The following is a 23,945-nucleotide window of genomic DNA, read 5'->3' as shown; positions in this document are numbered from 1 at the left end:
AGGTCCGCCGCGACCCGCGTCACAGTGCGCGAACGGCGGCAAAGTTACTCGATTCGGCAAGGTGACGAAACTTCCGTACGGCACCGTTCACGTGGCGTTGCCGCGCCCGCGTCCCGGCGTTCCGACCGGCGAGGCACCGTGACACCCATGGCTGGTTCAGATTTCGCGATGTCCCGGCGCACCCTGTTGCGCGCCACCGCCGTCGGTCTGGTGACCGCGCCCGCGCTCGCCGCGTGCGGCGACGGTCCCGGCCTGGTCGCGGCCAGGCCGACACTGACCCACGGCATCGCCGTCGGCGACCCGCGCAGCGACGGCGCGCTGATCTGGGCGCGCTCGGACCGGCCCGCGACGCTGGTCGTGGAGACCGCGGCGACCGAGAAGTTCAGCGACGTCAAGCGTTTCACCGGCCCTCTGCTCACCCCGGCCACCGACGGTACCGGCCGGGTACGCGTCAACGGCCTGCCCGCGGGTCAACTCGTGCACTACCGGGTGCGCCTGGAGGGCGAGGACGGCGCGAGCTCGGAGACCCTCACCGGCGTCTTCCGCACCGCCCCGACCGCGCCCGCCGACATCAGCCTGCTGTGGTCCGGCGACGTGGCAGGCCAGGGCTTCGGCATCAACCCCGAGCTGGGCGGCATGAAGGTCTTCGCCACCATGGCCGCCCGCGACCCGCACCTGTTCCTGCATTCCGGCGACTGCATCTACGCCGACAACGCGCTGAAGGAATCGGTGACCCTGCCCGACGGCCGGGTGTGGAAGAACATCACCACCGAGGCCAAGAACGCCCCCGCCGAGACCCTCGACCAGTTCCGCGGCAACTACGCCTACAACCTCACCGACGACAACTACCGCCGCTTCAACGCCGCCGTCGCCCAGGTGGTGCAGTGGGACGACCACGAGACCACCAACAACTGGTACCCCGGCGGCACCGTGGCCGCCGACAAGGGCTACACCGAGCGCAGCATGGACACCCTCGCCGCGCGTTCCTGGCAGGCCTTCCACGAGTGGATGCCGTTGGAGCCCAGGGAAGCCGTCGACGGTCGCCTGTACCGCAAGATCTCCTACGGCCCGCTGCTGGACGTCTTCGTCCTGGACATGCGCGCCTACAAGGACGCCAACGGCGCCAATACCGCACCGCAGGGCGCCGTCCTCGGGGCCGCGCAGACCAGGTGGCTCATCGAGGGCCTGCGTGATTCGAAGGCCACCTGGAAGATCGTGGCCGCCGATCTGCCGCTGGGCCTGATCGTCCCCGACGGCAAGACCGCCTTCGAGGGCCCGGCCAACGCCGCCCCCGGCGCGCCGACCGGCCGCGAGACCGAGATCGCCCAGGTGCTCTCGGCGATCAAGACGAACAAGGTCGCCGACGTCGTCTGGCTCACCGCCGACGTGCACTACACGGCGGCGCACCACTATTCGCCCGCGCGCGCCGCCTTCACCGATTTCGACGAGTTCTGGGAGTTCGTCTCCGGTCCGCTCAACGCCGGCGCCTTCGGACCGAACGAGCTCGATCCGACCTTCGGGCCGGAGGCGGTCTTCGTGCACGCGCCGCCGGCGCCGAACACCTCGCCGCTGGACGCGCAATACCAGCATTTCGGCGAGGTCCGCATCGACGGGCGCTCCGCCGAACTGACCGTCAACCTGTGCGACGCGACCGGGAAAGTCCTGTTCACGAAGCAACTCGCGCCTACGCGGAAGTAGGTCTGAGGTACCGTGCGCAAGAATCGCCCAGCTGTGGTTAGCTATGCGGTCATGGGCACGCCGCACTCCGTCATCTCCGAAGAATATCTCCCCCGGGACACCGCGGATGTCGTTCGCACTGTACGTGATTCGCGCGATCGTTCGGAACGGTTGACGGTTCGGGGCGGCGAACAGACCGAAGAATCCTATGGGCTGACCGATCAGCGCGCGGTGCTCTCGCTGCGCAAGATGAACTCGGTGCTCGACATCAACCTGGGCCGGCGGACGGTCCGGGTGCAGGCGGGTGCCAAGCTCTCCGAGATCGACCGCCGCCTCGGCGCGCACGGCCTCGGCCTGCCGGTGGTCGGCGACCATCGCGACATCACCGCGGGCGGCTTCGCCTCGGTAGGTGGCGTCAGCACCGCCTCGCATCGCTACGGCATGTTCATCGATCAGATCGTCGACCTCGAATACGTCGACCCCGACGGCCGGATCGGCACCTGCGGACGCGGCCACCACACCGAGCGGTTCCATCGCATCCTCGGCGCGGGCGGGCGGGCCGGCATCATCACCGCGCTGACCCTCGATGTCGTCGAGGTCGACAAGGACCACACCTGGCTCACCACCGACGCCGACCGGTTCCTCGATTTCGATTCCTTCGTCGAGCACGCCACCACCGAGATCACCAACCCGGGCAGCGCGGCGCTGCAGGTCGGCCGCTGGGTCGACACCGCGCCGCTCAAGGTGGCCCGCCCGGTCGGCACCGGCCAGGTGACCCTCGGCGCCGTCCGCTTCGGCCAGTGGTCGAGCCTGTACCCCACCGCCCCCACCCGCGGCCTGCGGGCGCGGCGCGAGGTCGGCACCCGCACCCGCAAGTCGCTGGGCGCCATCGCCTCCGCGGCGGGCGGCCGGGCGGGCATGCCGGTGCGCAACGCCGCGGCGGGCGCGCTGATGTTCGCGCCGAAGGTGCTCACCATGCGCGACGCGGAGTACCTGGCCGACACCGTCATCAGCTCCTCCGAGCGCGGCCCGGCCTACCGGGTCGGCGTGTTCGCCCCGCTGGCCAACTACGGCTCGGTGTTCTACGGCCTGCACGACCTGTTCGCCGACCACCGCGAACGCACCGGCTGCTTCACCGTCATCTCCGCGATGACCTACGGCGTGCGCTCCCCGTACCTGCGCGCCGAGGCCGCCGCCCGCGGCCTGTCCCCCGCCGACTACGGCCTGATCACCTTCACCTGCCGCCTGCGTCCCTCGGCATTGCCGTCGGAGCAGCTGCGCGAGATCGTCTCCGGCATCGACGACATCTGCCGCTCGGAGCAGGCGCTGCGCTACAGCGTCTAGCTCCCGGCACCGACTACACAGGAAGGGCCCCACCGGAATCCGGTGGGGCCCTTCCCTTGTGTCTGTGTAGTTGTCGCTCAGTGCTTCTCGGCGCCGAGGTAGTACTCGAACACCAGGCCCGCGGAGGCAGCGAGCACAAGGACGACGCCGAGGCCGATCAGCCAGAACTGGAAGAAGGCCAGGCCCAGCGCGGTCACCGAGCCGGCGGCGGCCAGGGTGATCGGCCAGAAGCTGCCGGGCGAGAAGAAGCCCAGGTCACCGGCGCCGTCGACGATCTCGGCCTCCTCGTAGTCCTCGGGCCGCAGGTCGATGCGGCGCGCGACGAACCGGAAGTAGGTACCGACGATCAGCGACAGGCCGGCACTGAGCACAATCGCGGTGGTACCGGCCCACTCGATGCCGGTCCGCGACTGCGCGGTGAAGAATCCGTACACGATGGCGACCAGCACGAAGAACGCCGTGAGCAGTTCGAAGATCCGCGCTTCGATCCTCATATCAGAATCCTCACTTGCTCTCGTTCACCGAAGCGCTCTTGATATCGCGCTTGGTGTTGAAGGGGTACGTGGAGGTGGCCACCGGCGACTCGCCGATCGACTCGAGCGCCTCGCCGTTGGTCTTGCCGTCGATGCGCGCCTGCATGTACTTGGCGTACTTCTCCGGCGAGACCGCGCGGACCTCGAAGTTCATCATCGAGTGGTAGGTGCCGCACATCTCGGCACAGCGGCCGACGAACGCGCCTTCCTTCTCGATCTCGGAGATCTGGAAGACGTTGTCGGACTGGTTTTCCTTCGGGTTCGGCATCACGTCGCGCTTGAACATGAACTCCGGCACCCAGAAGGAGTGGACCACGTCGGCGGCGGCGAGCTGGAACTCGATGCGCTTACCGGTCGGCAGCACCAGGACCGGGATCTCGGCACTGGAACCGACGGTCTCGACCTTGTCGTAGTGCAGGTACGAGAGGATGTCGTTGGCCGGCTTGCCGTGCAACGGACCCGGCTGCGGGTGACCCTCTTCGTTCTTGCGCTCCTCGTACTGCGCGAGCTGCTCTTCGTTCGCCAGCTCACGCTCGGAGTCGATACCGTTCCAGGTCAGCCCGCCGACGTTGTTGATGTTGCGGTAGCCGAACTTCCAGTTCCACTGGAAGGCGGTCACGTCGACCGTGACATCCGGGTTGTCCGTCTTCTCGATCACGTAGTTCTGCACGACCACGGTGAAGTAGAACAGGACCGCGATGATCACGAACGGGATCGCCGTGTAGGTCAGCTCCAGCGACACGTTGTAGCCCGTCTGGCGCGGGAACTCCGGGGAGTTCTTGCGCTTGCGGTGCATGATGACGGTCCAGAAGGTCAGACCCCAGACCAGCACGCCCATGGCGAGCGCGGCCAGCACGGACCAGGTCCACAGCTCCCGCATCCGGGTCGCCTGCGGCGTGATGCCCGAGGGCCAGCCGAACCGCAGCCAAACATTGTCGATCGAGCAGCCCGAGACGAGGACGGCAGTGATCCCCAAGGACACCGCCAGCCCGGCCCGTCGAAGGATGCGGCCCTGCCGACCCCGAACGGGTCGTGCCCCGATCTCTTCGCTCGCCTTGTGCGCCACGCTCACGCCTTCCTGGTCGCTACACATTCCGACACATTGCGTCGTCCGGGCCGCGATCCGCCCGTTCCGACACCGCTTTCAAGCACGTTTCAGGCCGCCCTCGAGTATTGCCGCTGTGACGCCTGCACACCTGAGAAGGACCTGAGTACTACGCAGCGTAGACCAAAGCGGGCGCTGTCTTGTCGCGGGGTCGTGTTCGACACTCCGCTGTGACCACACCGGACGCGGCGACCTGCGGTTTGCCGCTCGAAACGGGTCGCGGTCGCCGCGGCGACGGGTTGCGCGCGGCGCGTCGTGCGGGTGTGCGGCATACTCGGACACAGCGTTTCGGCCCGAGGAGTGGCCACCCCATCATCGAACGAGAGAAGGTTGCCGACACCGTGTGCGGACTGCTCGGATTCCTGACAGCTGATACGGCGACGACCGAGGTGGTCGATCAGGTGTACGACGCGCTGCACTGCCAGCGGCACCGCGGCCCCGACGAGAAGGGCACCTGGCACGACGATCACATGATCTTCGGCTTCAACCGGCTCTCCATCATCGATATCGAGCACTCGCACCAGCCGCTGCGCTGGGGCCCGGCGGACAACCCGCAGCGCTACGCGATGACTTTCAACGGCGAGATCTACAACTACCTGGAACTGCGCGAGCAGCTGGCCGCCGAGCACGGCGCCGAGTTCGGCGACGGCAAGATCTTCGCCACCGACGGTGACGGCGAGTCGATCGTGGCGGCCTTCCACTTCTGGGGCCCCGAGGCCGTGCGCAAGCTGCGCGGCATGTTCGCGTTCGCGATCTGGGACACCGAGACCCAGGAACTGTTCCTGGCGCGCGACCCGTTCGGCATCAAGCCGCTGTTCTACGGGACCGGCCCCGGCGGCACCGCCTTCGCCAGCGAGAAGAAGAGCGTCCTCGAACTGCTGAGCCCGCTCGGGGTCTCCGACGAGCTCGATCCGCGCGCGCTCGAGCACTACACGGTGCTGCAGTACGTGCCCGAGCCCGAGTCGCTGCACCGCAACATCCGCCGTCTCGAATCCGGCACCTACGCCACGGTGAAGGTCGGGCAGGCGCCGACGACCACCCGCTACTTCCGCCCCGACTTCCGGGTACGACCGTTTGCCGAGGGCGCCGCGCAGGCCCGCTACGCCGAGATCGCCGCGGCGCTCGAGGACTCGGTCGCCAAGCACATGCGCGCCGATGTCACCGTCGGCTCGTTCCTGTCCGGCGGCATCGACTCCACCGCCATCGCGGCGCTGGCCATGCGGCACAACCCGAAGCTGATCACCTTCACCACCGGGTTCGAGCGCGAGGGCTACTCCGAGGTCGACGTGGCCGCCGAGAGCGCCGCGCTGATCGGCGCGCGCCACATCGTCAAGGTGGTCTCCCCCGCCGAGTTCGCCGCCGCGATCCCGGAGATCGTCTGGTACCTCGACGACCCGGTAGCCGACCCCGCCCTGGTGCCGCTGTACTTCGTGGCCAAGGAGGCCCGCAAGCACGTCAAGGTGGTGCTCTCCGGTGAGGGTGCCGACGAGCTGTTCGGCGGCTACACCATCTACCGGGAGCCGTTGTCGCTCAAGCCCTTCGAGTACCTGCCGGCCGGGCTGCGCAAGCTGGTGGGCAAGCTCGGCGACAAGATCCCCGACGGCAGGCGCGGCAAGTCCCTGCTGCAGCGCGGGTCGCTCACCCTCGAGGACCGCTACTACGGCAATGCCCGCAGCTTCAACGACGCGCAGCTGCGCTCGGTGCTGCGCGAGTTCCGCCCCGAGTGGACCCATCAGGACGTCACCGCCCCGATCTACGCCCAGTCCGCGGGCTGGGACCCGGTCGCGCGCATGCAGCACCTGGACCTGTTCACCTGGCTGCGCGGCGACATCCTGGTCAAGGCCGACAAGATGACCATGGCCAACTCGCTGGAACTGCGCGTGCCGTTCCTGGACAACGAGGTCATGCGCGTCGCTCAGGGCCTGCCCTACGACCAGAAGATCACCAGGGAGACCTCGAAGTACGCGCTGCGCCAGGCCCTGGACGGGATCGTCCCCGACCACGTCCTCAACCGCGCCAAGCTCGGCTTCCCGGTCCCGCTGCGGCACTGGCTGCGCGGCACCGAGCTCTACGACTGGGCGCAGACCCAGATCGCCGAGTCCCAGACCGACCACCTGATCGACAAGGCCGCGGTCCTGCAGATGCTGCGCGACCACAAGGCCGGCCTGTCCGACCACAGCCGCCGCCTGTGGACCCTGCTGGTGTTCATGGTCTGGCACGGCATCTTCGTCGAGGACCGGATCAAGCCCGAGATCCAGGAGCCGGTCTACCCGGTCTCGCTGTAGTCCCCCGCGACGGACGAACGCCCCCTCGATCGCAAAGATCGAGGGGGCGTTCGGTTTCCGCTTACAGCAGCGCGGACAGCTCGTCGGCGGCGTCGGCGCCGTAGGCCTTGGTGAGGCGGACGAGGGCCTCGTCCTTGTTGAGGGTCCACTCCTGGGTGCCGGTGGTCTCCAGGACCAGCACGGCGATCAGGGAGCCGAGCTGGGCGGAGCGCTCCAGGCTCAGGCCGGCGCGGTGGGCGGTGAGGAAACCGGCGCGGAAGCCGTCGCCGACGCCGGTCGGGTCGACCTTGGCGACCTCGGGCACCACGCCGACGCGCACCTCGGTGCCGTCGGCGTCGACGACGAGCACGCCCTCGGAGCCCAGGGTGGTCACCCGGATACCGACCTTGGCGGCGATCTGCTCCTCGGTCAGGCCGGTCTTCTGCAGCAGCAGGCCCCACTCGTACTTGTTGGTGAACAGGTAGGCCGCGCCGTCGACCAGCTCGGCCGCTTGCTCGCCGTCGAGGCGGGCCAGCTGCTGGGACGGGTCGGCGGCGAAGGCGATGCGCTGGGCCTTGGCCTGGCGGGTGTGCGCGACCATCGCCTCGGGATCGTTCGCGCCGACCAGCACCAGCTCGACATCGTGCGCGTCGGCGATCGCGGCGACGTCGATATCGCGCGCCTCGCTCATCGCGCCCGGGTAGAACGAGGCGATCTGCGCCATCGCCTCGTCGGTGGTGCAGACGAACCGCGCGGTATGCGCCGTGCTCGACACGTGCACCGCCGAGCAGTCGACGCCGTTGGACTCCAGCCACTGCCGGTACTCGGCGAAGTCGGCGCCCACCGCGCCGACCAGCAGCGGACGCTGCTTCAGCAGGCCCATCGCGTACGCGATGTTGCCTGCCACGCCGCCGCGACGGATCTGCAGATCGTCGACGAGGAAACTCAGGGACACATGATCGAGCTGATCGGCGAGCAGCACATCGGCGAACTTGCCGGGAAAACGCATGAGGTGGTCGGTGGCGATGGACGCGGACACAGCAACAGACACGAGGCGAGGCCCCTTCGACACTAGGCGGGGGAACAGAAAAAGCCCGGGATCACCCGATCCCGGACTTCAACGGTAGCAAGCGCCACACCCCCTGTGGTTCACCTCCGCGCTACCACAACGTTTTCGGCCGCCCCGCGACCGAGGGGCGATACGTCACGGCGAAGCCGGAGTATCGCCCCTCGGTCGCGGGGTCACGAGGCCGAAAACTCGCGGCACCAGCCGCCAATCGACGCTGCCGAAAACTCGCGGCACCAGCCGCTAGTTGAACGAGTCGCCGCAGGCGCAGGAGCCGGTGGCGTTCGGGTTGTCGATGGTGAAGCCCTGCTTCTCGATGGTGTCGACGAAGTCGATCGAGGCGCCCTGGATGTAGGGGGCGCTCATGCGGTCGACGGCGAGCTTCACGCCGGAGAACTCGACGACGATGTCACCGTCGAGGACGCGGTCGTCGAAGAAGAGCTGGTAGCGCAGGCCGAGCACAGCCACCCGGCTGGACGGCGATGCGCAGGGCGAGGTCGTCGCGACCTTCCTGGTCGAGCAGCGCCTTCGCCTTGGCGGCGGCAGCGTCGGTCAGCGTCGCACCGTGGGTCTCGGTGGCGGTCTCGTTCTGCACAGTCATGGACACTCCTAAGTCGGCCGGCCCGCGTAACGGACCTCAGGTGCACAGCGCACGACTGATTTCAACACCATCGCGGCGGCTGCTATTCCTATTTTGCCACCCCCGCCACGCAGTGTGGATTCGACCTGGGTGGTTCACCCCACAGTACGCGTCGCGCCGGCGTGATCCAGCTCGCACTCCAGGCCCCGATGAGACCGCGCGCACCGCACAGCGGACCGCATTTCCCCCGGCTCGGCATCATCGAATAGCCTGGTGAACGTGAAATTGTTCCGTCGCGACGAGTCCAGCACCATCGACGAGTCCGTCGACCCCTTGGTGCCGGACGTCGAACAGACCGCCACCGCACCCGCCTCCACCACCCCGGGCAAGGGTCGCCCGACCCCGAAAAGGCGTGAGGCCGAAGGCAAACGGCGCGGCCCGGTCGCGCCCGCCCCGATGACCGCCAAGGAAGCCCGCGCCCGCCGCAAGGCCGCCAAGGGCTCCAAGGAAGACCGCAAGGCCGCCGCGGCCGACCGCCGCGCCGCCGTGCAGGATCGCCGCGCCCGGATGCTGGCCGGCGAGGACAAGTACCTGCTGCCCCGCGATCAGGGCCCGGTCCGCGCCTACGTGCGTGATCTGGTCGATGCCCGCCGCAACCTGGTCGGCCTGTTCATGCCGATGGCGCTGGTGCTGATCATGTCGATGTTCGTCGCCCCCGGGCTGCAGACCATCGTCACGCTGGCGATGCTGGTCATGATGGTGTTCATGATCATCGAGGGCTTCGTGCTCGGCAAGATCGTGAACAACCGGGTGATCGAGCGGTACCCCGACACCACCGACACCGGCTTCAAGCTCGGCTGGTACGCCTTCGTGCGTGCCTCGCAGATCCGCAAGATGCGCGCCCCCAAGCCGCGGGTCGGCCCCGGCGACGCCGTCTGAGTTCGTCCGGTCACGAATGCCGTTCCACCCGAGGGTGGGGCGGCATTTGCGTTCAGTGGTGACCGGGCCGGATGTTGGTGGCATAGCCGGCGATGGCGGCGAGCTCGGCTTCGATGCGCTGCGCGTCGCGGTCGACGACCCCGGTCGACCCGGCGGTTCCGCGCCCGATGAGGACGGCGAGTCCGATGATGGCGGCGAGGACGATCGAGAAAGTAACCATGGCAGAAATTTTGCGCTCGCCAGTTTTCAGCCGAAAGTGGCTGTTCTGTCATTGTGCGTAAAAATTCAGCCAGATAACATGGGGTGATGCTGTCCAAGGTGTCCGTCGTCCTCAACGACAAACTCGCCATGTTCGAATTCGGCGTCGTCTGTGAGGTCTTCGGCCTCGACCGCACCGCCGACGGTCTGCCCGGCTTCGACTTCAAGGTCTGCGGGGCCACCCCGGGCAAGCCGCTGCGCTCCACCACCCCCGGTGTGTCGGTGACGCCGGAGTACGGCCTCGACGAGCTCGCGCACGCCGATCTGGTCGCCGTTCCGGCCTTCCCGTTCACGCTCGGTCACCGCTACGACGAACGCGTCGTCGAGGCGGTCCGCGCGGCCTCGGACGCGGGCGCGATCGTGCTGACCGTCTGTTCCGGCGCGTTCCTGGCCGGTGCGGCCGGGCTGCTGGACGGGCGCAAGTGCACCACCCACTGGCGTTATGTCGACATCCTGGCTGCCCAGTTCCCCGCCGCCACCGTCGACCCGGACGTGCTGTTCGTCGACGAAGGCAACCTGATCACCAGCGCGGGCACGGCGGCCGGCATCGACGCCTGCCTGCACCTGGTGCGCCGCGAGATCGGCAGCGCCGCGGCCAACGGCATCGCCCGCCGGATGGTTGTGCCCCCGCAGCGCGACGGCGGCCAGCGCCAGTTCATCGAGCAGCCGGTGCCCGAGTGCCGGTCCGAGGGCCTGTCGACCATGCTGAGCTGGCTGTCCGAGAACCTCGCGCACCCGCATACCGTCGACGAGCTGGCCGCCAGGTCGAGCATGTCCACCCGCACCTTCGCCCGCCGCTTCGCCGCCGAGACCGGCACCACCCCGGTCAAGTGGCTCACCACCCAGCGGGTCCTGTTCGCCAAGCACCTGCTCGAGGCCACCGATCTGCCGCTCGAGCGCATCGCCGACCAGTCCGGCTTCGGCTCCGGGGCGCTGTTGCGGCATCACTTCCAGCGCCAGGTCGGCATCGCCCCCACCGAATACCGCCGCCGCTTCGGCGGCCCTACCCGCGAACCCGCCACCGATACCCGTCTCGCGCGGTGAGCGGATCGCCGGATCCGCCTGCTGCGGGGTGACGCCCTCCTCGTCGAACGAGCAGCAGCGGCGCCGAACATTGGTGAACAGCACAGTTCCCCACCCTGCCGGACTGTAGACCCTCAGCATCGCCTTGACCGACCCGTTCACCGCTCGCCACGCTGGGTGGGTGTTTCGCACTGGGTGGGAAAATCTCCGGACGCTGAGCAGAGCGCTCTCGATCGCCACGGTGGCCGTGGTCCTGTCGTCGATCGGTATGTCCGCCGCCGCGGCCGGTCCGCTCGCCGCGCCGGTATCGCGGGCTCCCGCAGGGGGTTTCGAGGAGCTGCTGGTCCCGTCGAGCATGGGACCGGTCAAGGTCCAGGTGCAGTGGGCCGCGCGGGGCGGAAGTTCGGCGCTGTATCTGCTCGACGGGCTGCGCGCACCCGCCGAGCACAGTCAATGGACCACCGACACCGATGTGCTGCGCCGATTCGCCGGTGACGACGTCACCTTGGTGTTCCCCGTCGGCGGGCACTCCAGCTTCTACACCGACTGGTACCGCCCGAGCAGCACCAATCGGCAAACCACGACCTACAAGTGGGAAACGTTCCTCACCCGCGAGCTGCCGGATTTCCTGGCCGGGTACGGGGTCTCGCGCACGAACAACGGGATCGTCGGCGTCTCGATGGGCGGCAATGCCGCGCTGACCCTGGCCGCCCATCACCGTGACCAGTTCCGGTTCGCCGGATCGTTCTCCGGCTTCCTCAACCCGACCTCCCCGATGTGGAACCAGGCCATGCGCGCCGCCATGCTCGACGAGGGCGGGTTCAATATCGACGACATGTGGGGCGCCGCGGGCGATCCCGCCTGGAGCCGCAACGACGCCACCGTCCAGGCCGAGCGGCTGCGCGGTCTGCCGGTCTACGTCACCAGCGGCAACGGCGTCCCCGGCCCGCTGGACCTGGCCAACGGCGTCGGCAACACGATCAACGCGGCAGGCATCGAGGCGTTCGCGGTGATCGCGGCCAGCGTCTTCCGCGACCGGACCGCGGCCCTCGGCATCCCCGCGCGGGTCGACTTCGGCAACGGCACCCACACCTGGCCGTACTGGCAGCAGTCGATCACCACCGCCCGCCCGATGATCCTCGACGCGCTCGGCGCCCACTGATTGCTACCGTGCTGGCATGCCAGCCAGCGTCGCCCCGACCCGCACCCTCGTCCTGGGCGGCGCCCGCTCCGGTAAGTCCGGCTTCGCCGAGAATCTGCTGGCCGACGCGTCCACGGTGCGCTACCTGGCCACGGCCGTGCTCGATCCCGCCGACGAGGATTTCGCCGCCCGGATCGCCGGGCACCGGGACCGGCGGCCCGCACACTGGACGACCGTCGAGAACACCGAGCCCGCCACGGTTCTCGCCACCGCGGCACCCGCGACGCTGCTCGACGACATCGGCACCTGGCTCACCGCCCGCCTCGATGCCAGGGCCGCCTGGGACGCCCCGCGCGGCACCGTCGCCCCCGACTGCGACGCGCTCGTGGCGGCCGTCGAGACCTACCGGCAGCGGCTGGTGATCGTGTCGCCCGAGGTCGGGATGGGCGTCATCCCGGCGACCCGCTCGGGCCGGTTGTTCCGCGACGAGATCGGCACCCTCAACCAGCACCTCGCGCGGGTGTGCGACGAGGCGTTCCTGATCGTCGCCGGGCTGCCGGTCCGGCTGAAATGAGCCGGGCCGGTCGGCGCGACACACCGTGATCCGGGCAAGATGAGCGTCGAACACCCGGCACCCCAGTCGAAAGGCTTGCAAGTGACACACGGATTCGGACCCGTCGCGGCCCCGGACGCGCAGGTCCGCGCGGCGGCCGAGCAGCGCCAGACGCAGCTCACGAAACCGGCCGGATCGCTGGGACGGCTCGAGACCCTCGGCAACTGGATCGCGGCCTGCCAGGGCGTGTGCCCGCCCCGGCAGTTCGAGCGGGCCCGGGTGGTGGTGTTCGCCGGGGATCACGGCGTCGCCCAGCACGGCGTCTCGGCCTACCCGAGCGAGGTCACCGGGCAGATGGTGGCGAACTTCCTGGCGGGCGGGGCGGCCGTCAACGCGCTCGCCGCGGTCGCGGGGGCGACGGTCCGGGTGGCCGATATCGCCGTCGCCGGTGACACCGATCCGTCGGTCGCCCAGCACAAGGTGCGCCGCGGCAGCGGCGCGATCGACCGCGAGGACGCGCTCACCGAGGACGAGGTTGCCGCCGCGCTGACGGCGGGCCGCGCGATCGCCGACGAGGAGATCGACGCAGGCGCCGACCTGCTGATCGCCGGCGACATGGGCATCGGCAACACCACCCCGGCCACCGTGCTGATCGCCACGCTGACCGGCACCGAGCCGGTCGCCGCCGTCGGGCGCGGCACCGGCGTCGACGACGCGGGCTGGATCCGCAAGGTCGCCGCCATCCGCGACGCCATGCGCCGGGCCCGGCCCGTCGCCACCGATCCGGTCGACCTGCTGCGGGTCGCCGCCGGCGCCGACTTCGCCGCCATGGCCGGGTTCCTGGCCCAGGCCGCGAGCCGCCGGACGCCGGTCGTGCTCGACGGTGTCGTCGTCACCGCCGCCGCGCTGATCGCCGAGGACCTCGCCGCGGGCGCCAAGGAATGGTGGCTGCCGGGCCATCGCTCCACCGAACCGGCCCACGACCTGGCATTGCAGCACCTGCGCCTGGAACCGCTGGTCGACCTGGGCATGCGCCTGGGCGAGGGCTCGGGCGCGCTCACCGCGCTGCCGATCCTGCGCGCCGCCGTCGCCACCCTGGCCGAGATGTCGACCTTCGCCGACGCGGGCGTCAGCACGGCCGACGAGCCGGACACCGTCGACCTGAGCAAGTGATCCCGGCGTCGACGGCCACCCTCCTGAGCCGGTCGTTCCCCGCGAGCGCCAGGTCGGGCCATCGCGCTCGACCTCGGCCCAGCGCACCGGGTGGCCGATCCGGCCACGACGCCGGACTCCGTTCTCCCCGGAAGCCGGGCGCGTCGTGAACAGCCTGCGCCTGGCCGTTTCCTGGCTCACCGTCCTGCCCGTGACCGGGCCCGACACCGTCGACCGGCGGGCAGCGGGCCACGCCATCGCGCTCGCACCGCTGGTCGGGCTGCTGCTCGGCGGGCTGGCTGCCGCGGCGATGCGTCTGTCGGTGGCCGCGGGGCTCACCGCGTTGCTGGCGGGCCTGCTCACCGTCGGACTGCTCGCCCTGCTCACCCGGGGCATGCATCTGGACGGGCTCGCCGACACCGTCGACGGCCTGGGCAGCTACGGTCCGCCCGAGCGGGCCAGGCAGATCATGAAGTCCGGCGGCGCGGGGCCGTTCGGTGTCGCGGCGCTGATCTTCGCCATCGCGATCCAGGCCGTCGCCTTCGCCGCGCTGGCCGGCGAGCACCGGTGGTTCGCGATCGTCCTCGCCGTCGTCCTGGGCCGGGTCGCGGTCGTGCTCGCCTGCCGTCGCGGTATCCGCGCGGCTCCCGACTCCGGATTCGGCACGCTGGTGGCGGGCACCCAGCCGCTCGGCCCGGTGCTGAGCTGGCCGATTCTGGCCGTCGCGGCGGCGGTGTTCGCGGTTCCAGCCAATCTCTGGCTCGGCCCGCTGGTCGCCGTCGCGGTGCTCGCGCTGACGATCCCGCTCACCCGGCATTGCGTCCGCCGCTTCGACGGGCTGTCCGGCGATGTGCTCGGCGCTGTCGTCGAGATCACTGTTTCACTTGCGGCCGTTGGGTTCTCACTCGCGAGCTAGTCCACCGCCCGGCGATGTGAAACCTGCATTGGTCACAAGCTCGGGGCGGCGGCGGTTGTGTGGTCGCACAGACAGTCCGCTCATCGGTACTCGGGTGCTCCCCCAGCACACCGGTGGCAATACAGTGTTGACATGTCTTCCGAGCGCCTCTACTTCCGCCAGCTGCTGTCCGGCCGGGATTACGCCGTCGGCGATCCGATCGCCACGCAGATGCGCAATTTCGCGTATCTGATCGGCGACCGGGAGACCGGCGAGACCGTCGTGGTCGATCCCGCCTACCAGGCAGCGGACCTGGTCGACGTCGCGACCGCCGACGGGATGACCGTCACCGGCGTGCTCGCCACCCACCACCATCCCGACCACGTCGGCGGCACCATGCTCGGCTTCACCCTCGGCGGCGTGCGTGAGCTGCTGGAGAAGACCAGCGTCGCGGTGCACGTGAACAAGCAGGAACTGGACTGGGTCGCCCAGACCACCGGGATCGCGCCGAGCGAGCTGACCGGCCACGACAACGGCGACAAGGTGAAGGTCGGCGCGCTCGAGATCGAATTACTGCACACCCCCGGCCACACCCCGGGCAGCCAGTGCTTCCTGTTCGACGGCCGCCTGATCTCCGGCGACACCCTGTTCGTCGACGGCTGCGGCCGCACCGACTTCCCCGGCGGCGACTCCGACGAGATGTTCCGCAGCCTGCGCCACCTCGCCGCCCTCGACGGCAACCCGGTCGTCTACCCCGGCCACTGGTATTCCGAACAGCCCAGTGCAGACCTGTCGTCGATCCGCGACAACAACTACGTCCTGCGCCCGCAAACCCTCCAGCAGTGGCAAGCCCTGATGCCGGGCTAGGCAGGTCAACTCGACCACGGACCCCGACCTCGAGGAGGGGCAGGCCGCGGAGCGGCCGTCGCGGCCGTCCCGTCGATCAGGCGCCGTTTCGTCAGCGACGAAGGAGCAAGAAACGGTGCCTGATCGACGGGACCAAGGGGCCGCGACCTCGAGCGCGCCAGCGCTCAATCAAACACCGCTCAATCACACACTCTTCATCCAGCCGTGGGTGTCGGCGAAGGTACCGCGCTGGATGCCGGTCAGCGTGTCGCGCAGCGCCATCGTCACCTCGCCGGGCTCACCGCCGCCGATGCTGAACTCGCCGTCGGCCGAGCGCACCCAGCCGACCGGGGTGATCACCGCGGCGGTGCCGCACGCGAAAACCTCACTGATCTCCCCGGATTCGGCACCCTTGCGCCATTCCTCGACCGAGACCTTGCGCTCCTCGACCGGGTAGCCGGAGTCGGCGGCCAGGGTGAGCAGCGAGTCGCGGGTGATGCCGGGCAGCAGCGAGCCGGACAGCTCCGGGGTCACCAGCCGGGCCTCGGAACCGGTGCCGTAGACGAAGAACAGGTTGTTGGTACCCATCTCCTCGACGTAGTGGCGCTCGCAGGCGTCGAGCCACACGACCTGGTCGCAGCCCTTCTCGGTGGCCTGGGCCTGGGCCAGCAGCGAGGCGGCGTAGTTGCCGGCCACCTTCGCCTCGCCGGTGCCGCCGGGAGCCGCGCGCACGTACTCGGTGGACAGCCACACCCGCACCGGCTTCACGCCGCGCGGGAAGTACGCGCCCGCCGGCGAGGCCAACAGCAGGTACTTGTAGGCCGCCGCCGGCTTGACGCCCAGGCCCGCCTCGGTGGAGAACATGAACGGGCGCAGGTACAGCGAGTCCTCGCCACCGGCGGCGGGCACCCAGTCGGCGTCCACGTCGAGCAGCTGACGCACGGATTCGACGAACAGCTCCTCCGGCAGCTCGGCCATCGCCATCCGGGCGGCCGAGCGGCGGAAGCGCGCCGCGTTGGCGTCGATCCGGAAGGTGGCGATGCTGCCGTCGGGCTGCCGGTAGGCCTTGAGACCCTCGAAGATCGCCTGCCCGTAGTGGAACACCATGGTCGCCGGGTCCATCGACAGCGGGCCGTACGGCTCGACCCGCGCGTTGCCCCACGCGCCGTCGGCGTAGTCGATCGACACCATGTGATCGGTGAAGAACCGCCCGAAACCGGGGGCCGCCAGTACCTCTTCCCGCCGCTGCGCCGAAACGGGCGCCGGATGCGGAATACGAGTGAACTGTGCAGCGACTGTCATGATGCGATCCTATCCATTGCGCGGAATTACTTCGTTTTGGTGTCGACGAACGGCGGCTTGACCACCTCGCAACGCAGCCTGCGCCCACGCACGTCGACCTCCACCTCGTCACCGGGCTCCAGCTTCGCGGTGGTGTCGAGCAGGGCCAGCGCGATGCCGACCTTCAGCGACGGCGAGAACGTCCCCGAGGTGGTCTCCCCGACGGGTTCGCCGTCGCGCAGCACGGTCTGGCCCTGCCGCAGCACGCCGCGATCGAGCGCCTTCAGCCCCATCAGGGTGCGGCGCGGGCCGTCGGCCTTCTCCTGCTCGAGCGCCGCCTTGCCCCAGAACTCCGGCTTCTTCCAGCCGACCGCCCAGCCGGTGCGGGCCTGGTTCGGGGTGATGTCGAGCGACAGTTCGTGGCCGTGCAGCGGATAGCCCATCTCGGTGCGCAGCGTGTCGCGCGCGCCCAGTCCGGCCGGCTGACCACCCGCGGCGACGACCTGCGCGGTGAGCGCGCGGAACACCGGCTCGGCGTCGGCCCAGCGGGGCAGCAGTTCGTAGCCGTGTTCACCGGTGTAGCCGGTCCGGCACACCCGCACCGGCCGGCCGTCCCATTCGGCGTCGGCGTAGGCCATGTATTCCATGTCGGTGGGCAGGCCGAGCGCGGCCAGCACCTCGGTGGACTTGGGGCCCTGCACGGCGAAGACCGCGTAGTCGCGGTGTTCGTCGGTCACGGTGATGCCCTCGGGCGCCACCTTGCGCAGCTCGGCGACGACGGCCGCGGTGTTCGCGGCGTTGGGGACGAGGAACACCTCGTCGTCACCGACGTAGTAGGCGATCAGATCGTCGATCACGCCGCCGTCGGCGGCGCAGCACAGCGTGTACTGGGCCTTGCCGGGGCGGATCCGGGCCAGATCGTTGGTCAGCGCCGAGTTCACGAACGCCGCCGCGCCGGGGCCCGCGACCGTCGCCTTGCCCAGGTGACTCACGTCGAACAGGCCGACCGTGGTGCGCACGGCGGTGTGCTCGCCGACGGTGCCGCCGTACTGCACGGGCATCTCCCACCCGCCGAACGGCGCGAAGGTGGCGCCGAGTTCGACGTGAACAGCGTGGATGGGGCCCTCGAGCAGCGCGTTGTCGGTCATGGGCGAGAGCTTATCGGTCCCTCCCGGCGCCGCGCGAACCTCCGCGCACGGGCATCCCCGCCGCTCCCGGCGTCCTGACCGCGGCGTCCGGGTCCGGCTTCGCCGAAAGCCGATGCCGGGCAACGGCGGTAAGGTCGTGGCCGTGAGTGAGATGTCCGGCCGCAAGTTCCGCACCGTCTCCCGGATGGACCGGGTGCTGAGCCGGACGGTGTCCAGGATCCCCGAGTCCGCGGCGGATCGTGGCATGCTGCGCCTGACCAAGTCGGCCAACACCGGCGGCCTGTGGCTGGCCACGGCAGCGGTGCTGGCGGTCAAGCCCGGCCAGCCACGGCGCGCCGCCCTGCGCGGGGTGATCGCGCTCGCCGGGTCGAGCTTCGCGGTGAATGTGGTGCTCAAGTCGCTGATCCCGCGCCGCCGTCCCCCGGCCGAGCTCATGCCGCACGGCAGGCGCCTGATCGACGCGCCGGTGTCGTCGTCGTTCCCGTCGGGACACAGCGCCAACGCGGCCGCCTTCGCCACCGCCGTCGCCCTGGAGAGCCCGCGCACCGCGCTCGCGGTCGCCCCGGTGGCCGCCGCCGTCGCCTATTCGCGCGTCCACACCGGCGCGCACTGGCCGTCCGACGTCCTCGTCGGCGCGGCCGTCGGCACCGGCGTCGCGCTGGCCACCCGCCGCTGGTGGCCGATTCGCGAATCCGACGAGGCCGAGGCGCACGTGGTGCGCGACGTGCCCGTCCTGGTCGACGGCAAAGGTCTGCTGCTGCTGATCAATCCGCGCTCCGGCGACTCCACCTACGACCCCACCGCCGATATCGCCGAGGCGCTGCCCGCGGCGACCCTGCTGCACACCGAGCCGGGCCGCGACGCCGTGGAGTTGTTGCAGGAGGCCATCGACTCCTCGACCGTCGCGGTCGGCGCGGCCGGTGGTGACGGCACCATCGCCGCGGCGGCGGCCGTCGCGGTGCGCAACGATCTGCCGCTGGTCGTCGTCCCGGCGGGCACCCTCAATCACTTCGCGCGCGACCTGGGCGTCTACGACCTGCGCGAGGTCGTGGACGCGACCGGCGCGGGCGAGGCCGTCGAAGTCGATATCGCCGCAGTGGAATTCGACACCCCCGACGGCCCGCGCACCCACTACCTGATCAACACCGCCAGCATCGGCGCCTACCCCGACCTGGTCCGCCTGCGCGAGCAGTGGGAGGGCCGCTGGGGCAAGTGGCCCGCGTTCGCTGCAGCGCTGATCGTCATGTTGCGCCGGGCCGAACCGACCCGCATCCGGATCGACGACCGCTGGCACGATCTGTGGTTCCTGTTCATCGGCAACGGTCCGTACCACCCGCACGGCGCGGTCCCCGCGTTCCGGTCCCGGCTGGACGAGGGGCTGCTCGACGTCCGCTGGCTGCGCGCCGATGTCCGGTTCTCCCGCACCAGGGCCGTCATCGCGCTGATGCTGGCGGCGATCGGGCACAGCCGGGTCTACGGCGAACGCCAGATGCACGAGCTGTCGGTCGCCGTGCACGTCCCCGTCCCGGTGGCCGCCGACGGCGAAGTCGTCGGCACCGCACGCGATCTGCGCTTCTCCATCGCGGGCCGCGTTGCGGTCTATCGTCGCGACGAGGACAACCCGCGCTGGGAGAACCGGGCGCGCCCGCACCATCGCCGCCCGCTGGCCTGGCTCACCGACCGCCGCCGCTGATTTCCTCACGAACCCGTCTCACCTCGATCACCATCGGCCACAACAGCCTTGCGCGGGCACCCGCACCTGTGGACATGATGGATTCATGAGCTCACCGGACGCCGCCCGTCCGATCACCGACACCGAAGCCACCCGCCGCTGGGACCCGTGGACCCCGAGCGTCGTCGCCGCCCGTCTCGATTCCTGCTTCGCGCCGTGGGCGGTCGCCGGCGGCTGGGCCGTCGACCTGTTCGCCGGGGGTATCTCGCGCGCCCATGACGACATCGAGATCGCCGTCCCCCGAACGGATTTCCCCGAGATCGCCGCCGCCTTCCCCGAATACGAGTGGGACATCATCGGCGACGGCCACCTCTGGCCCTACGCCGACGCCGCCGACCGCGACGACCTGCACCAGACCTGGCTCCGCGACCCCTACACCGGCGCGTTCCACCTCGATGTCTTCCGCGAACCGCACGACGGCGACACCTGGATCTGCCGCCGCGACCCGGCGATCACCCTCCCCTACCGGGACCTGATCCTCACCACGCCCACCGGCATCCCCTACCTGATCCCCGAAGTGGTCCTGCTGTTCAAGGCAAAGGCCAACCGCCCCAAGGACGACGCCGATTTCCGCCTGGCGCTGCCGCTGCTGTCCGAGGAGCGACGCGCGCGGCTGACATCGTGGCTGGAACTGGTCCACCCCGATCACCCCTGGTTGAGCCGAACCGCCGCCTGAACACTCGGCGCACCGAGTACCGCCGGGAGGGGAAACGGCGCCCGTCCGACGGCGCGCCCGACTCAGCTGGGCAGTCGGCACCAACGCTGCCGGTAGTCGGTCCAGTCCTGCGGCCTGGCCGCGAAATCCACATACAGTGCCACACCGAAGTTGGCGCGGCCCACGTCGGTTCGCGTCAAACCGAGCCGGATGCCACGGATGGCGGCGGCGACCGTCTCCGAGGAGCCGTCGTGACCCGGGTCGTCGGCCCAGAACGCGGGCGCGCCCAGGAGCAGGTCGACCTCGTGCGGGGTCACCTCGGTGGCCAATTCGGTCTGCTGGGCCAGGTATCCGCTGTAGAGCGCCTGCGTCGGCATCGCGGTGTCGTAGGACATGACCGCCACCTGATCGACCCGGCGCGCGACCTCGGCGAAATAGGCTTGGCTCCACCATTTCCCGTGGTCGGCGAGCGCGAGACCCACCGAGTGCAGGCCCGGCAGGGGATCGATGACGGGCGCCGACACCGACAGCGCCACCCCCGCCGCCGCGGTCACCGCCCTGGTCGCATCGAGCAGCGCGAGGAATCCCGGTGCCCCGGACCGGATCGGCTCCAGATCGTAGTGGATCCCGTCGAAGCCGTACTCCAGTACCCGCCGCGCCGAGGTGACCACGCGGTCGCGCGACTGCGCCGATTCCACATCCAGCCCGTCGAATTCGGGCTGCACGATGTCACCCAGCCACGACTGCACCCGGATCCCCGGCAGCTCGGCATGCACCGCGTCGACGAACCACCGCGCCCGCGGCGCCAGCTCGTCGCGCAGGCTCCCGTCGTGTTCCAGCGGTCCGGTGTGCACGTACAGATCCCTGATCCCGGTGCCCGCCAGCAACATCGCCAGCTGATCGATGTCGGCGTCGGTCTTGCGGCCGTCGACCCACGCGTGGCCGAGCCAGAACGCGTCCTTACCCCTGGTCCGCGCCTGCTCGGACTGCTCGCCGATGTTGTGCACCAGCAACGCCGTCACCACCCCCGCGACCGGCAACGACACCACGGCGAGCACCACGGCAACGACCACCGCGCCGCGCACCCGCCACGACCACGCCCGCCACTTCCCCCGCATTCCGGCCTCCCTCATGCCTGAGACCCCGAGATTACCCGAAGGTACCGACCCGCAGATTTCCGGCAAACCGCCCACCCATGAAAAGCTGTGCGCCGCTGTACAACTGAACGGAGCACCATGAAATACGCCGTCACCCTGGGATCGGCCGCCCTCGCGGCCTTCGCTTTCGCGATCGTGACACCGGCCGTGGCCACCGCCCAGCCGTCGGGCAACTGCCACAAGTCCTACTCCCCCTGCCTACCGATCGTGAGCGATGTCGACTGCGAGGGCGGCAGCGGGAACGGGCCGGTCTACACCGGGCGCGTCCAGGTGATCGGGCCCGACGAGTACGGCCTCGACCGTGACGGCGACGGCATCGGCTGCGAGTAGCACGAAAGGGGGCGTGCGATGCGGTGCATCGCACGCCCCCTTCGTGTTCGGGGTCAGCGGTCGATATCGGGCCCGCTGGTTCCCTCGCCCGGCTTGCCCAGGTCGGGCCCACCTTCGGGGCCGCCCGGGGTGCCGGAGCCCTGGCCCGAGCCGGGGGTGCCGTAGCCCGGCTGACCGCCTTCGGCCGGACCGCCGTAACCAGGCTGACCACCTTGGGCCGGACCGCCGTAACCAGGCTGACCGCCCTGGGCCGGGCCACCGTACCCGGGCTGACCACCCTGAGCGGGACCGCCGTAACCAGGCTGACCGCCTTCGGCCGGGCCACCGTAACCGGGCTGACCACCCTGAGCGGGACCGCCATAGCCGGGCTGACCACCTTGAGCCGGACCACCGTAACCGGGCTGACCACCTTGAGCCGGACCACCGTAACCGGGCTGACCGGGGTACCCGGGCTGACCGGGGTACCCGGGCTGACCCGGCTGGCCGAATCCGCCTGCGGGCCCGCCGTACTGCTGCGGGTAGCCGGGATCGACGACGGCCGTCGCCGCACCGACGACCGGACCGCCGGTCACCACCCGGTACGCGTAGGTCGAGGCGATGATCGTCAGCGGAATCGTCACCAGCAGGCCGAGACCGCACAGCAGCGCGCCGACGATGTTGATGCCGAACAGCGCCAGCGTCAGCAGCAGCAGCGGTCCCGCATTACTGGATATCGCCGAGAAACTCGATTTGATCGCCGTCACCGCGTCCTGGTTCCGGTCGATCACGAACTGCATGGTCCACCAGGTGAAGAACGCGATCACCAGACCCGGCAGGATGCACAGCACGAAGCCGATACCGGTCGCCAAACCGACCAGGATGCCGGCCAGGATCACCGCGCCGACATTGGTGAACTGGAAGAAATCACCGAATCCCGGTTTGCGCCCGTCGGTTTCGTGCAATGCGCCGCGCACGAACGCGGCGGAGATCAAGTAGCCGATGACGGCGCTGACGATGGTGCCGATGAACTGCCAGATACCGAAGCCGATGCTGATGCCACCGTCGGCATCGGTATCGGTCGTGTTCCCCAGGCCGAACAGGAAGTTGATCGCCACCTGGATGACGAACGCGATCAGCACGATGGCGATCCACACCACCGCGTTGTTCTTGAATTTGTCCCACCCGTAACCGATGGCGTCGCCGACACCGAGTTTCGGCCCCGCCGGTGGATACCCGGGTTGCTGCTGTCCATACGTCATCCGAATCGCATCCCCTCACCTTGTGCGACGACCGAGGCCGCCGATTATGAGTCTTCCGATCCGGCGCCACGGTCACGCCGATGGATCCGATCATTTCACACCACCCGCCCCACGTGCGGTTTTCCTGCGCCGAACCCGGCACAGCGGGTAATTCGGTCGCCCCGCGGGAAACGGCACCGCGGTTCGGCAGGATCGGCCGTGGACGAATTCGAAACGAATACCGACCGGATCATCGGCAGGAATGCGGCGGCGGCCGGGAATCTCGGCGGGTCGACCCACCGCACCGAATACCCCGCCAACGCGACCGCCCGCTCGCCCCGGCGCGAGACCGGGGCGAGCGGGTCGGGGAGGGCTACTTCTCGGCGTCGGCCCGCTTGGGCAGTTTCCAGCCCGGACGGGGGAAGTGGCAGGTGTAACCGTCGGGATAGCGGATCAGGTAGTCCTGATGCTCCGGCTCGGCGTCCCAGAACGTGCTCGCGGGGGTCACCTCGGTGACGACCTTGCCCGGCCACAAGCCGGAGTCGTCGACGTCGGCGATGGTGTCGATCGCCGTGCGGCGCTGGTCCTCGTCGAGGTAGAAGATCGCCGAGCGGTAGCTCGAGCCGATGTCGTTGCCCTGGCGATCCTTGGTGGTGGGGTCGTGGATCTGGAACAGGAACTCGAGCAGGGCCCGGTAGTCGGTCTGCGCCGGGTCGTATTCGATCTCGACGGCCTCGGCATGGCCGGGGTGGTTGCGATAGGTGGGGTGATCGTTGCTGCCACCGGTGTAGCCGACCCTGGTCGACAGCACGCCCGGTTGACGGCGGATCAGATCCTGCATGCCCCAGAAGCATCCACCGGCCAGAATCGCCTTACGGGTTTCGGTCACGCGTCCTCCTTCAGAGAGCTCCACGGTCGCACAGAACGGCCACAACCGCCTCTATGCAACTCCCCTGCCCGGCACGGAATTCCCGCCAGTAAGCTCGCCGCGCGAGCGATACCTCATGAACGTCCGTGTGTGCCCCAGCGTCACCGAGGAAACAGGAGGA

Annotated in this window: 22 protein-coding genes and 1 pseudogene; 13 read left to right on the top strand and 10 right to left on the bottom strand. The window is 69.6% G+C overall.

Annotation, left to right across the window (positions count from 1 at the left end):
- Positions 1-147 precede the first annotated feature (147 nt).
- Together NV348_RS27850 and NV348_RS27845 are read left to right on the top strand one after the other, a co-directional pair.
- Positions 148-1,698: an alkaline phosphatase D family protein gene (locus NV348_RS27850; protein ID WP_447149504.1), complete on the top strand. Its 1,551-nt coding sequence runs from the start codon at positions 148-150 to the stop codon at positions 1,696-1,698.
- 51 nt (positions 1,699-1,749) lie between these two features.
- Positions 1,750-3,021 (top strand): FAD-binding oxidoreductase, encoded by a 1,272-nt coding sequence (locus NV348_RS27845; RefSeq protein ID WP_447149503.1) that lies wholly within the window; start codon positions 1,750-1,752, stop codon positions 3,019-3,021.
- Between the two features lie 77 nt (positions 3,022-3,098).
- On the opposite strand, the gene NV348_RS27840 is transcribed toward NV348_RS27845, so the two are convergent.
- Positions 3,099-3,515 carry a cytochrome c oxidase subunit 4 gene (locus tag NV348_RS27840; protein ID WP_447149502.1) on the bottom strand — a complete coding sequence of 139 codons (417 nt, stop codon included), beginning with the start codon at positions 3,513-3,515 and terminating at the stop codon, positions 3,099-3,101.
- A 10-nt stretch (positions 3,516-3,525) separates the two neighbouring features.
- The gene (gene ctaC / locus NV348_RS27835; RefSeq protein WP_447149501.1) at positions 3,526-4,647 is read right to left on the bottom strand and encodes an aa3-type cytochrome oxidase subunit II; all 1,122 of its coding nucleotides are present in this window, start codon (positions 4,645-4,647) and stop codon (positions 3,526-3,528) included.
- Between the two features lie 353 nt (positions 4,648-5,000).
- On the opposite strand from ctaC, the gene asnB reads away from it, so the two are divergent.
- Positions 5,001-6,944 carry an asparagine synthase (glutamine-hydrolyzing) gene (asnB, locus tag NV348_RS27830; RefSeq protein WP_447149500.1) on the top strand — a complete coding sequence of 648 codons (1,944 nt, stop codon included), beginning with the start codon at positions 5,001-5,003 and terminating at the stop codon, positions 6,942-6,944.
- 61 nt (positions 6,945-7,005) lie between these two features.
- On the opposite strand, the gene NV348_RS27825 is transcribed toward asnB, so the two are convergent.
- Both NV348_RS27825 and erpA read right to left on the bottom strand, forming a co-directional pair.
- The gene (locus NV348_RS27825) at positions 7,006-7,932 is read right to left on the bottom strand and encodes a carbohydrate kinase family protein (protein ID WP_447151156.1); all 927 of its coding nucleotides are present in this window, start codon (positions 7,930-7,932) and stop codon (positions 7,006-7,008) included.
- A 300-nt stretch (positions 7,933-8,232) separates the two neighbouring features.
- A pseudogene (gene erpA / locus NV348_RS27820) lies at positions 8,233-8,590 on the bottom strand (iron-sulfur cluster insertion protein ErpA).
- A gap of 258 nt (positions 8,591-8,848) precedes the next feature.
- Here erpA and NV348_RS27815 point away from each other — a divergent pair.
- A complete protein-coding gene (locus NV348_RS27815) occupies positions 8,849-9,508 on the top strand; it encodes a DUF3043 domain-containing protein (RefSeq protein WP_447149499.1) in 660 nt (219 codons plus the stop codon).
- A gap of 52 nt (positions 9,509-9,560) precedes the next feature.
- Here the strand turns inward: NV348_RS27815 and NV348_RS27810 are convergent, their stop codons facing one another.
- Positions 9,561-9,728 (bottom strand): hypothetical protein, encoded by a 168-nt coding sequence (locus tag NV348_RS27810; RefSeq protein WP_447149498.1) that lies wholly within the window; start codon positions 9,726-9,728, stop codon positions 9,561-9,563.
- 86 nt (positions 9,729-9,814) lie between these two features.
- Between NV348_RS27810 and NV348_RS27805 the strand changes: the two genes are divergently transcribed.
- The 6 genes from NV348_RS27805 (at position 9,815) to NV348_RS27780 (ending at position 15,397) form a co-directional block, all read left to right on the top strand.
- On the top strand, positions 9,815-10,810 hold the full coding sequence (locus NV348_RS27805; RefSeq protein ID WP_447149497.1) for a helix-turn-helix domain-containing protein: 996 nt from the start codon (positions 9,815-9,817) through the stop codon (positions 10,808-10,810).
- Positions 10,811-11,057: 247 nt separating this feature from the next.
- A complete protein-coding gene (locus tag NV348_RS27800) occupies positions 11,058-11,951 on the top strand; it encodes an alpha/beta hydrolase (RefSeq protein WP_447151155.1) in 894 nt (297 codons plus the stop codon).
- Positions 11,952-11,967: 16 nt separating this feature from the next.
- Positions 11,968-12,504, top strand: coding sequence for a bifunctional adenosylcobinamide kinase/adenosylcobinamide-phosphate guanylyltransferase (locus NV348_RS27795; protein ID WP_447149496.1), 537 nt, complete (start codon positions 11,968-11,970; stop codon positions 12,502-12,504).
- Between the two features lie 39 nt (positions 12,505-12,543).
- Entirely contained in the window at positions 12,544-13,656 is a 1,113-nt protein-coding gene (cobT, locus tag NV348_RS27790) for a nicotinate-nucleotide--dimethylbenzimidazole phosphoribosyltransferase (protein ID WP_447149495.1), read from the top strand.
- Positions 13,657-13,801: 145 nt separating this feature from the next.
- A complete protein-coding gene (locus NV348_RS27785) occupies positions 13,802-14,551 on the top strand; it encodes an adenosylcobinamide-GDP ribazoletransferase (protein ID WP_447149494.1) in 750 nt (249 codons plus the stop codon).
- A gap of 132 nt (positions 14,552-14,683) precedes the next feature.
- Complete coding sequence (locus NV348_RS27780) at positions 14,684-15,397, top strand: MBL fold metallo-hydrolase (protein WP_447149493.1); 714 nt, start codon at positions 14,684-14,686, stop codon at positions 15,395-15,397.
- Between the two features lie 183 nt (positions 15,398-15,580).
- Here NV348_RS27780 and NV348_RS27775 read toward each other — a convergent pair whose 3' ends face one another.
- Both NV348_RS27775 and gcvT read right to left on the bottom strand, forming a co-directional pair.
- On the bottom strand, positions 15,581-16,678 hold the full coding sequence (locus tag NV348_RS27775) for a branched-chain amino acid aminotransferase (RefSeq protein ID WP_447149492.1): 1,098 nt from the start codon (positions 16,676-16,678) through the stop codon (positions 15,581-15,583).
- A gap of 26 nt (positions 16,679-16,704) precedes the next feature.
- Positions 16,705-17,805 (bottom strand): glycine cleavage system aminomethyltransferase GcvT, encoded by a 1,101-nt coding sequence (gene gcvT / locus NV348_RS27770; protein WP_447149491.1) that lies wholly within the window; start codon positions 17,803-17,805, stop codon positions 16,705-16,707.
- A gap of 151 nt (positions 17,806-17,956) precedes the next feature.
- Between gcvT and NV348_RS27765 the strand changes: the two genes are divergently transcribed.
- Both NV348_RS27765 and NV348_RS27760 read left to right on the top strand, forming a co-directional pair.
- The gene (locus NV348_RS27765) at positions 17,957-19,498 is read left to right on the top strand and encodes a bifunctional phosphatase PAP2/diacylglycerol kinase family protein (protein ID WP_447151154.1); all 1,542 of its coding nucleotides are present in this window, start codon (positions 17,957-17,959) and stop codon (positions 19,496-19,498) included.
- An 85-nt stretch (positions 19,499-19,583) separates the two neighbouring features.
- Positions 19,584-20,213 (top strand): nucleotidyltransferase domain-containing protein, encoded by a 630-nt coding sequence (locus tag NV348_RS27760; RefSeq protein WP_447149490.1) that lies wholly within the window; start codon positions 19,584-19,586, stop codon positions 20,211-20,213.
- A gap of 62 nt (positions 20,214-20,275) precedes the next feature.
- Here NV348_RS27760 and NV348_RS27755 read toward each other — a convergent pair whose 3' ends face one another.
- On the bottom strand, positions 20,276-21,310 hold the full coding sequence (locus tag NV348_RS27755) for a glycoside hydrolase family 18 protein (protein WP_447149489.1): 1,035 nt from the start codon (positions 21,308-21,310) through the stop codon (positions 20,276-20,278).
- Positions 21,311-21,427: 117 nt separating this feature from the next.
- Here NV348_RS27755 and NV348_RS27750 point away from each other — a divergent pair, with 117 nt between their 5' ends.
- Complete coding sequence (locus NV348_RS27750) at positions 21,428-21,679, top strand: hypothetical protein (RefSeq protein WP_447149488.1); 252 nt, start codon at positions 21,428-21,430, stop codon at positions 21,677-21,679.
- 53 nt (positions 21,680-21,732) lie between these two features.
- Here the strand turns inward: NV348_RS27750 and NV348_RS27745 are convergent, their stop codons facing one another.
- Positions 21,733-22,917, bottom strand: coding sequence for a hypothetical protein (locus NV348_RS27745; protein WP_447149487.1), 1,185 nt, complete (start codon positions 22,915-22,917; stop codon positions 21,733-21,735).
- A 352-nt stretch (positions 22,918-23,269) separates the two neighbouring features.
- Entirely contained in the window at positions 23,270-23,785 is a 516-nt protein-coding gene (msrA, locus tag NV348_RS27740; RefSeq protein ID WP_447149486.1) for a peptide-methionine (S)-S-oxide reductase MsrA, read from the bottom strand.
- Between the last annotated feature and the right edge of the window lie 160 nt (positions 23,786-23,945).

Source organism: Nocardia fodinahabitans (assembly GCF_052983615.1).
This window is presented reverse-complemented; position numbering and strand designations above follow the sequence as displayed.

Coding starts and splice junctions, on each gene's coding strand:
- NV348_RS27850 (WP_447149504.1), top strand. CDS start 148: ATGGCTGGTTCAGATTTCGCGATGTCCCGGCGCACCCTGTTGCGCGCC.
- NV348_RS27845 (WP_447149503.1), top strand. CDS start 1,750: ATGGGCACGCCGCACTCCGTCATCTCCGAAGAATATCTCCCCCGGGAC.
- NV348_RS27840 (WP_447149502.1), bottom strand. CDS start 3,515: ATGAGGATCGAAGCGCGGATCTTCGAACTGCTCACGGCGTTCTTCGTG.
- ctaC (WP_447149501.1), bottom strand. CDS start 4,647: ATGTGTAGCGACCAGGAAGGCGTGAGCGTGGCGCACAAGGCGAGCGAA.
- NV348_RS27825 (WP_447151156.1), bottom strand. CDS start 7,932: ATGCGTTTTCCCGGCAAGTTCGCCGATGTGCTGCTCGCCGATCAGCTC.
- NV348_RS27810 (WP_447149498.1), bottom strand. CDS start 9,728: ATGGTTACTTTCTCGATCGTCCTCGCCGCCATCATCGGACTCGCCGTC.
- NV348_RS27805 (WP_447149497.1), top strand. CDS start 9,815: ATGCTGTCCAAGGTGTCCGTCGTCCTCAACGACAAACTCGCCATGTTC.
- NV348_RS27800 (WP_447151155.1), top strand. CDS start 11,058: ATGTCCGCCGCCGCGGCCGGTCCGCTCGCCGCGCCGGTATCGCGGGCT.
- NV348_RS27795 (WP_447149496.1), top strand. CDS start 11,968: ATGCCAGCCAGCGTCGCCCCGACCCGCACCCTCGTCCTGGGCGGCGCC.
- cobT (WP_447149495.1), top strand. CDS start 12,544: ATGAGCGTCGAACACCCGGCACCCCAGTCGAAAGGCTTGCAAGTGACA.
- NV348_RS27780 (WP_447149493.1), top strand. CDS start 14,684: ATGTCTTCCGAGCGCCTCTACTTCCGCCAGCTGCTGTCCGGCCGGGAT.
- NV348_RS27775 (WP_447149492.1), bottom strand. CDS start 16,678: ATGACAGTCGCTGCACAGTTCACTCGTATTCCGCATCCGGCGCCCGTT.
- gcvT (WP_447149491.1), bottom strand. CDS start 17,805: ATGACCGACAACGCGCTGCTCGAGGGCCCCATCCACGCTGTTCACGTC.
- NV348_RS27765 (WP_447151154.1), top strand. CDS start 17,957: ATGTCCGGCCGCAAGTTCCGCACCGTCTCCCGGATGGACCGGGTGCTG.
- NV348_RS27760 (WP_447149490.1), top strand. CDS start 19,584: ATGAGCTCACCGGACGCCGCCCGTCCGATCACCGACACCGAAGCCACC.
- NV348_RS27755 (WP_447149489.1), bottom strand. CDS start 21,310: ATGCGGGGGAAGTGGCGGGCGTGGTCGTGGCGGGTGCGCGGCGCGGTG.
- NV348_RS27750 (WP_447149488.1), top strand. CDS start 21,428: ATGAAATACGCCGTCACCCTGGGATCGGCCGCCCTCGCGGCCTTCGCT.
- NV348_RS27745 (WP_447149487.1), bottom strand. CDS start 22,917: ATGACGTATGGACAGCAGCAACCCGGGTATCCACCGGCGGGGCCGAAA.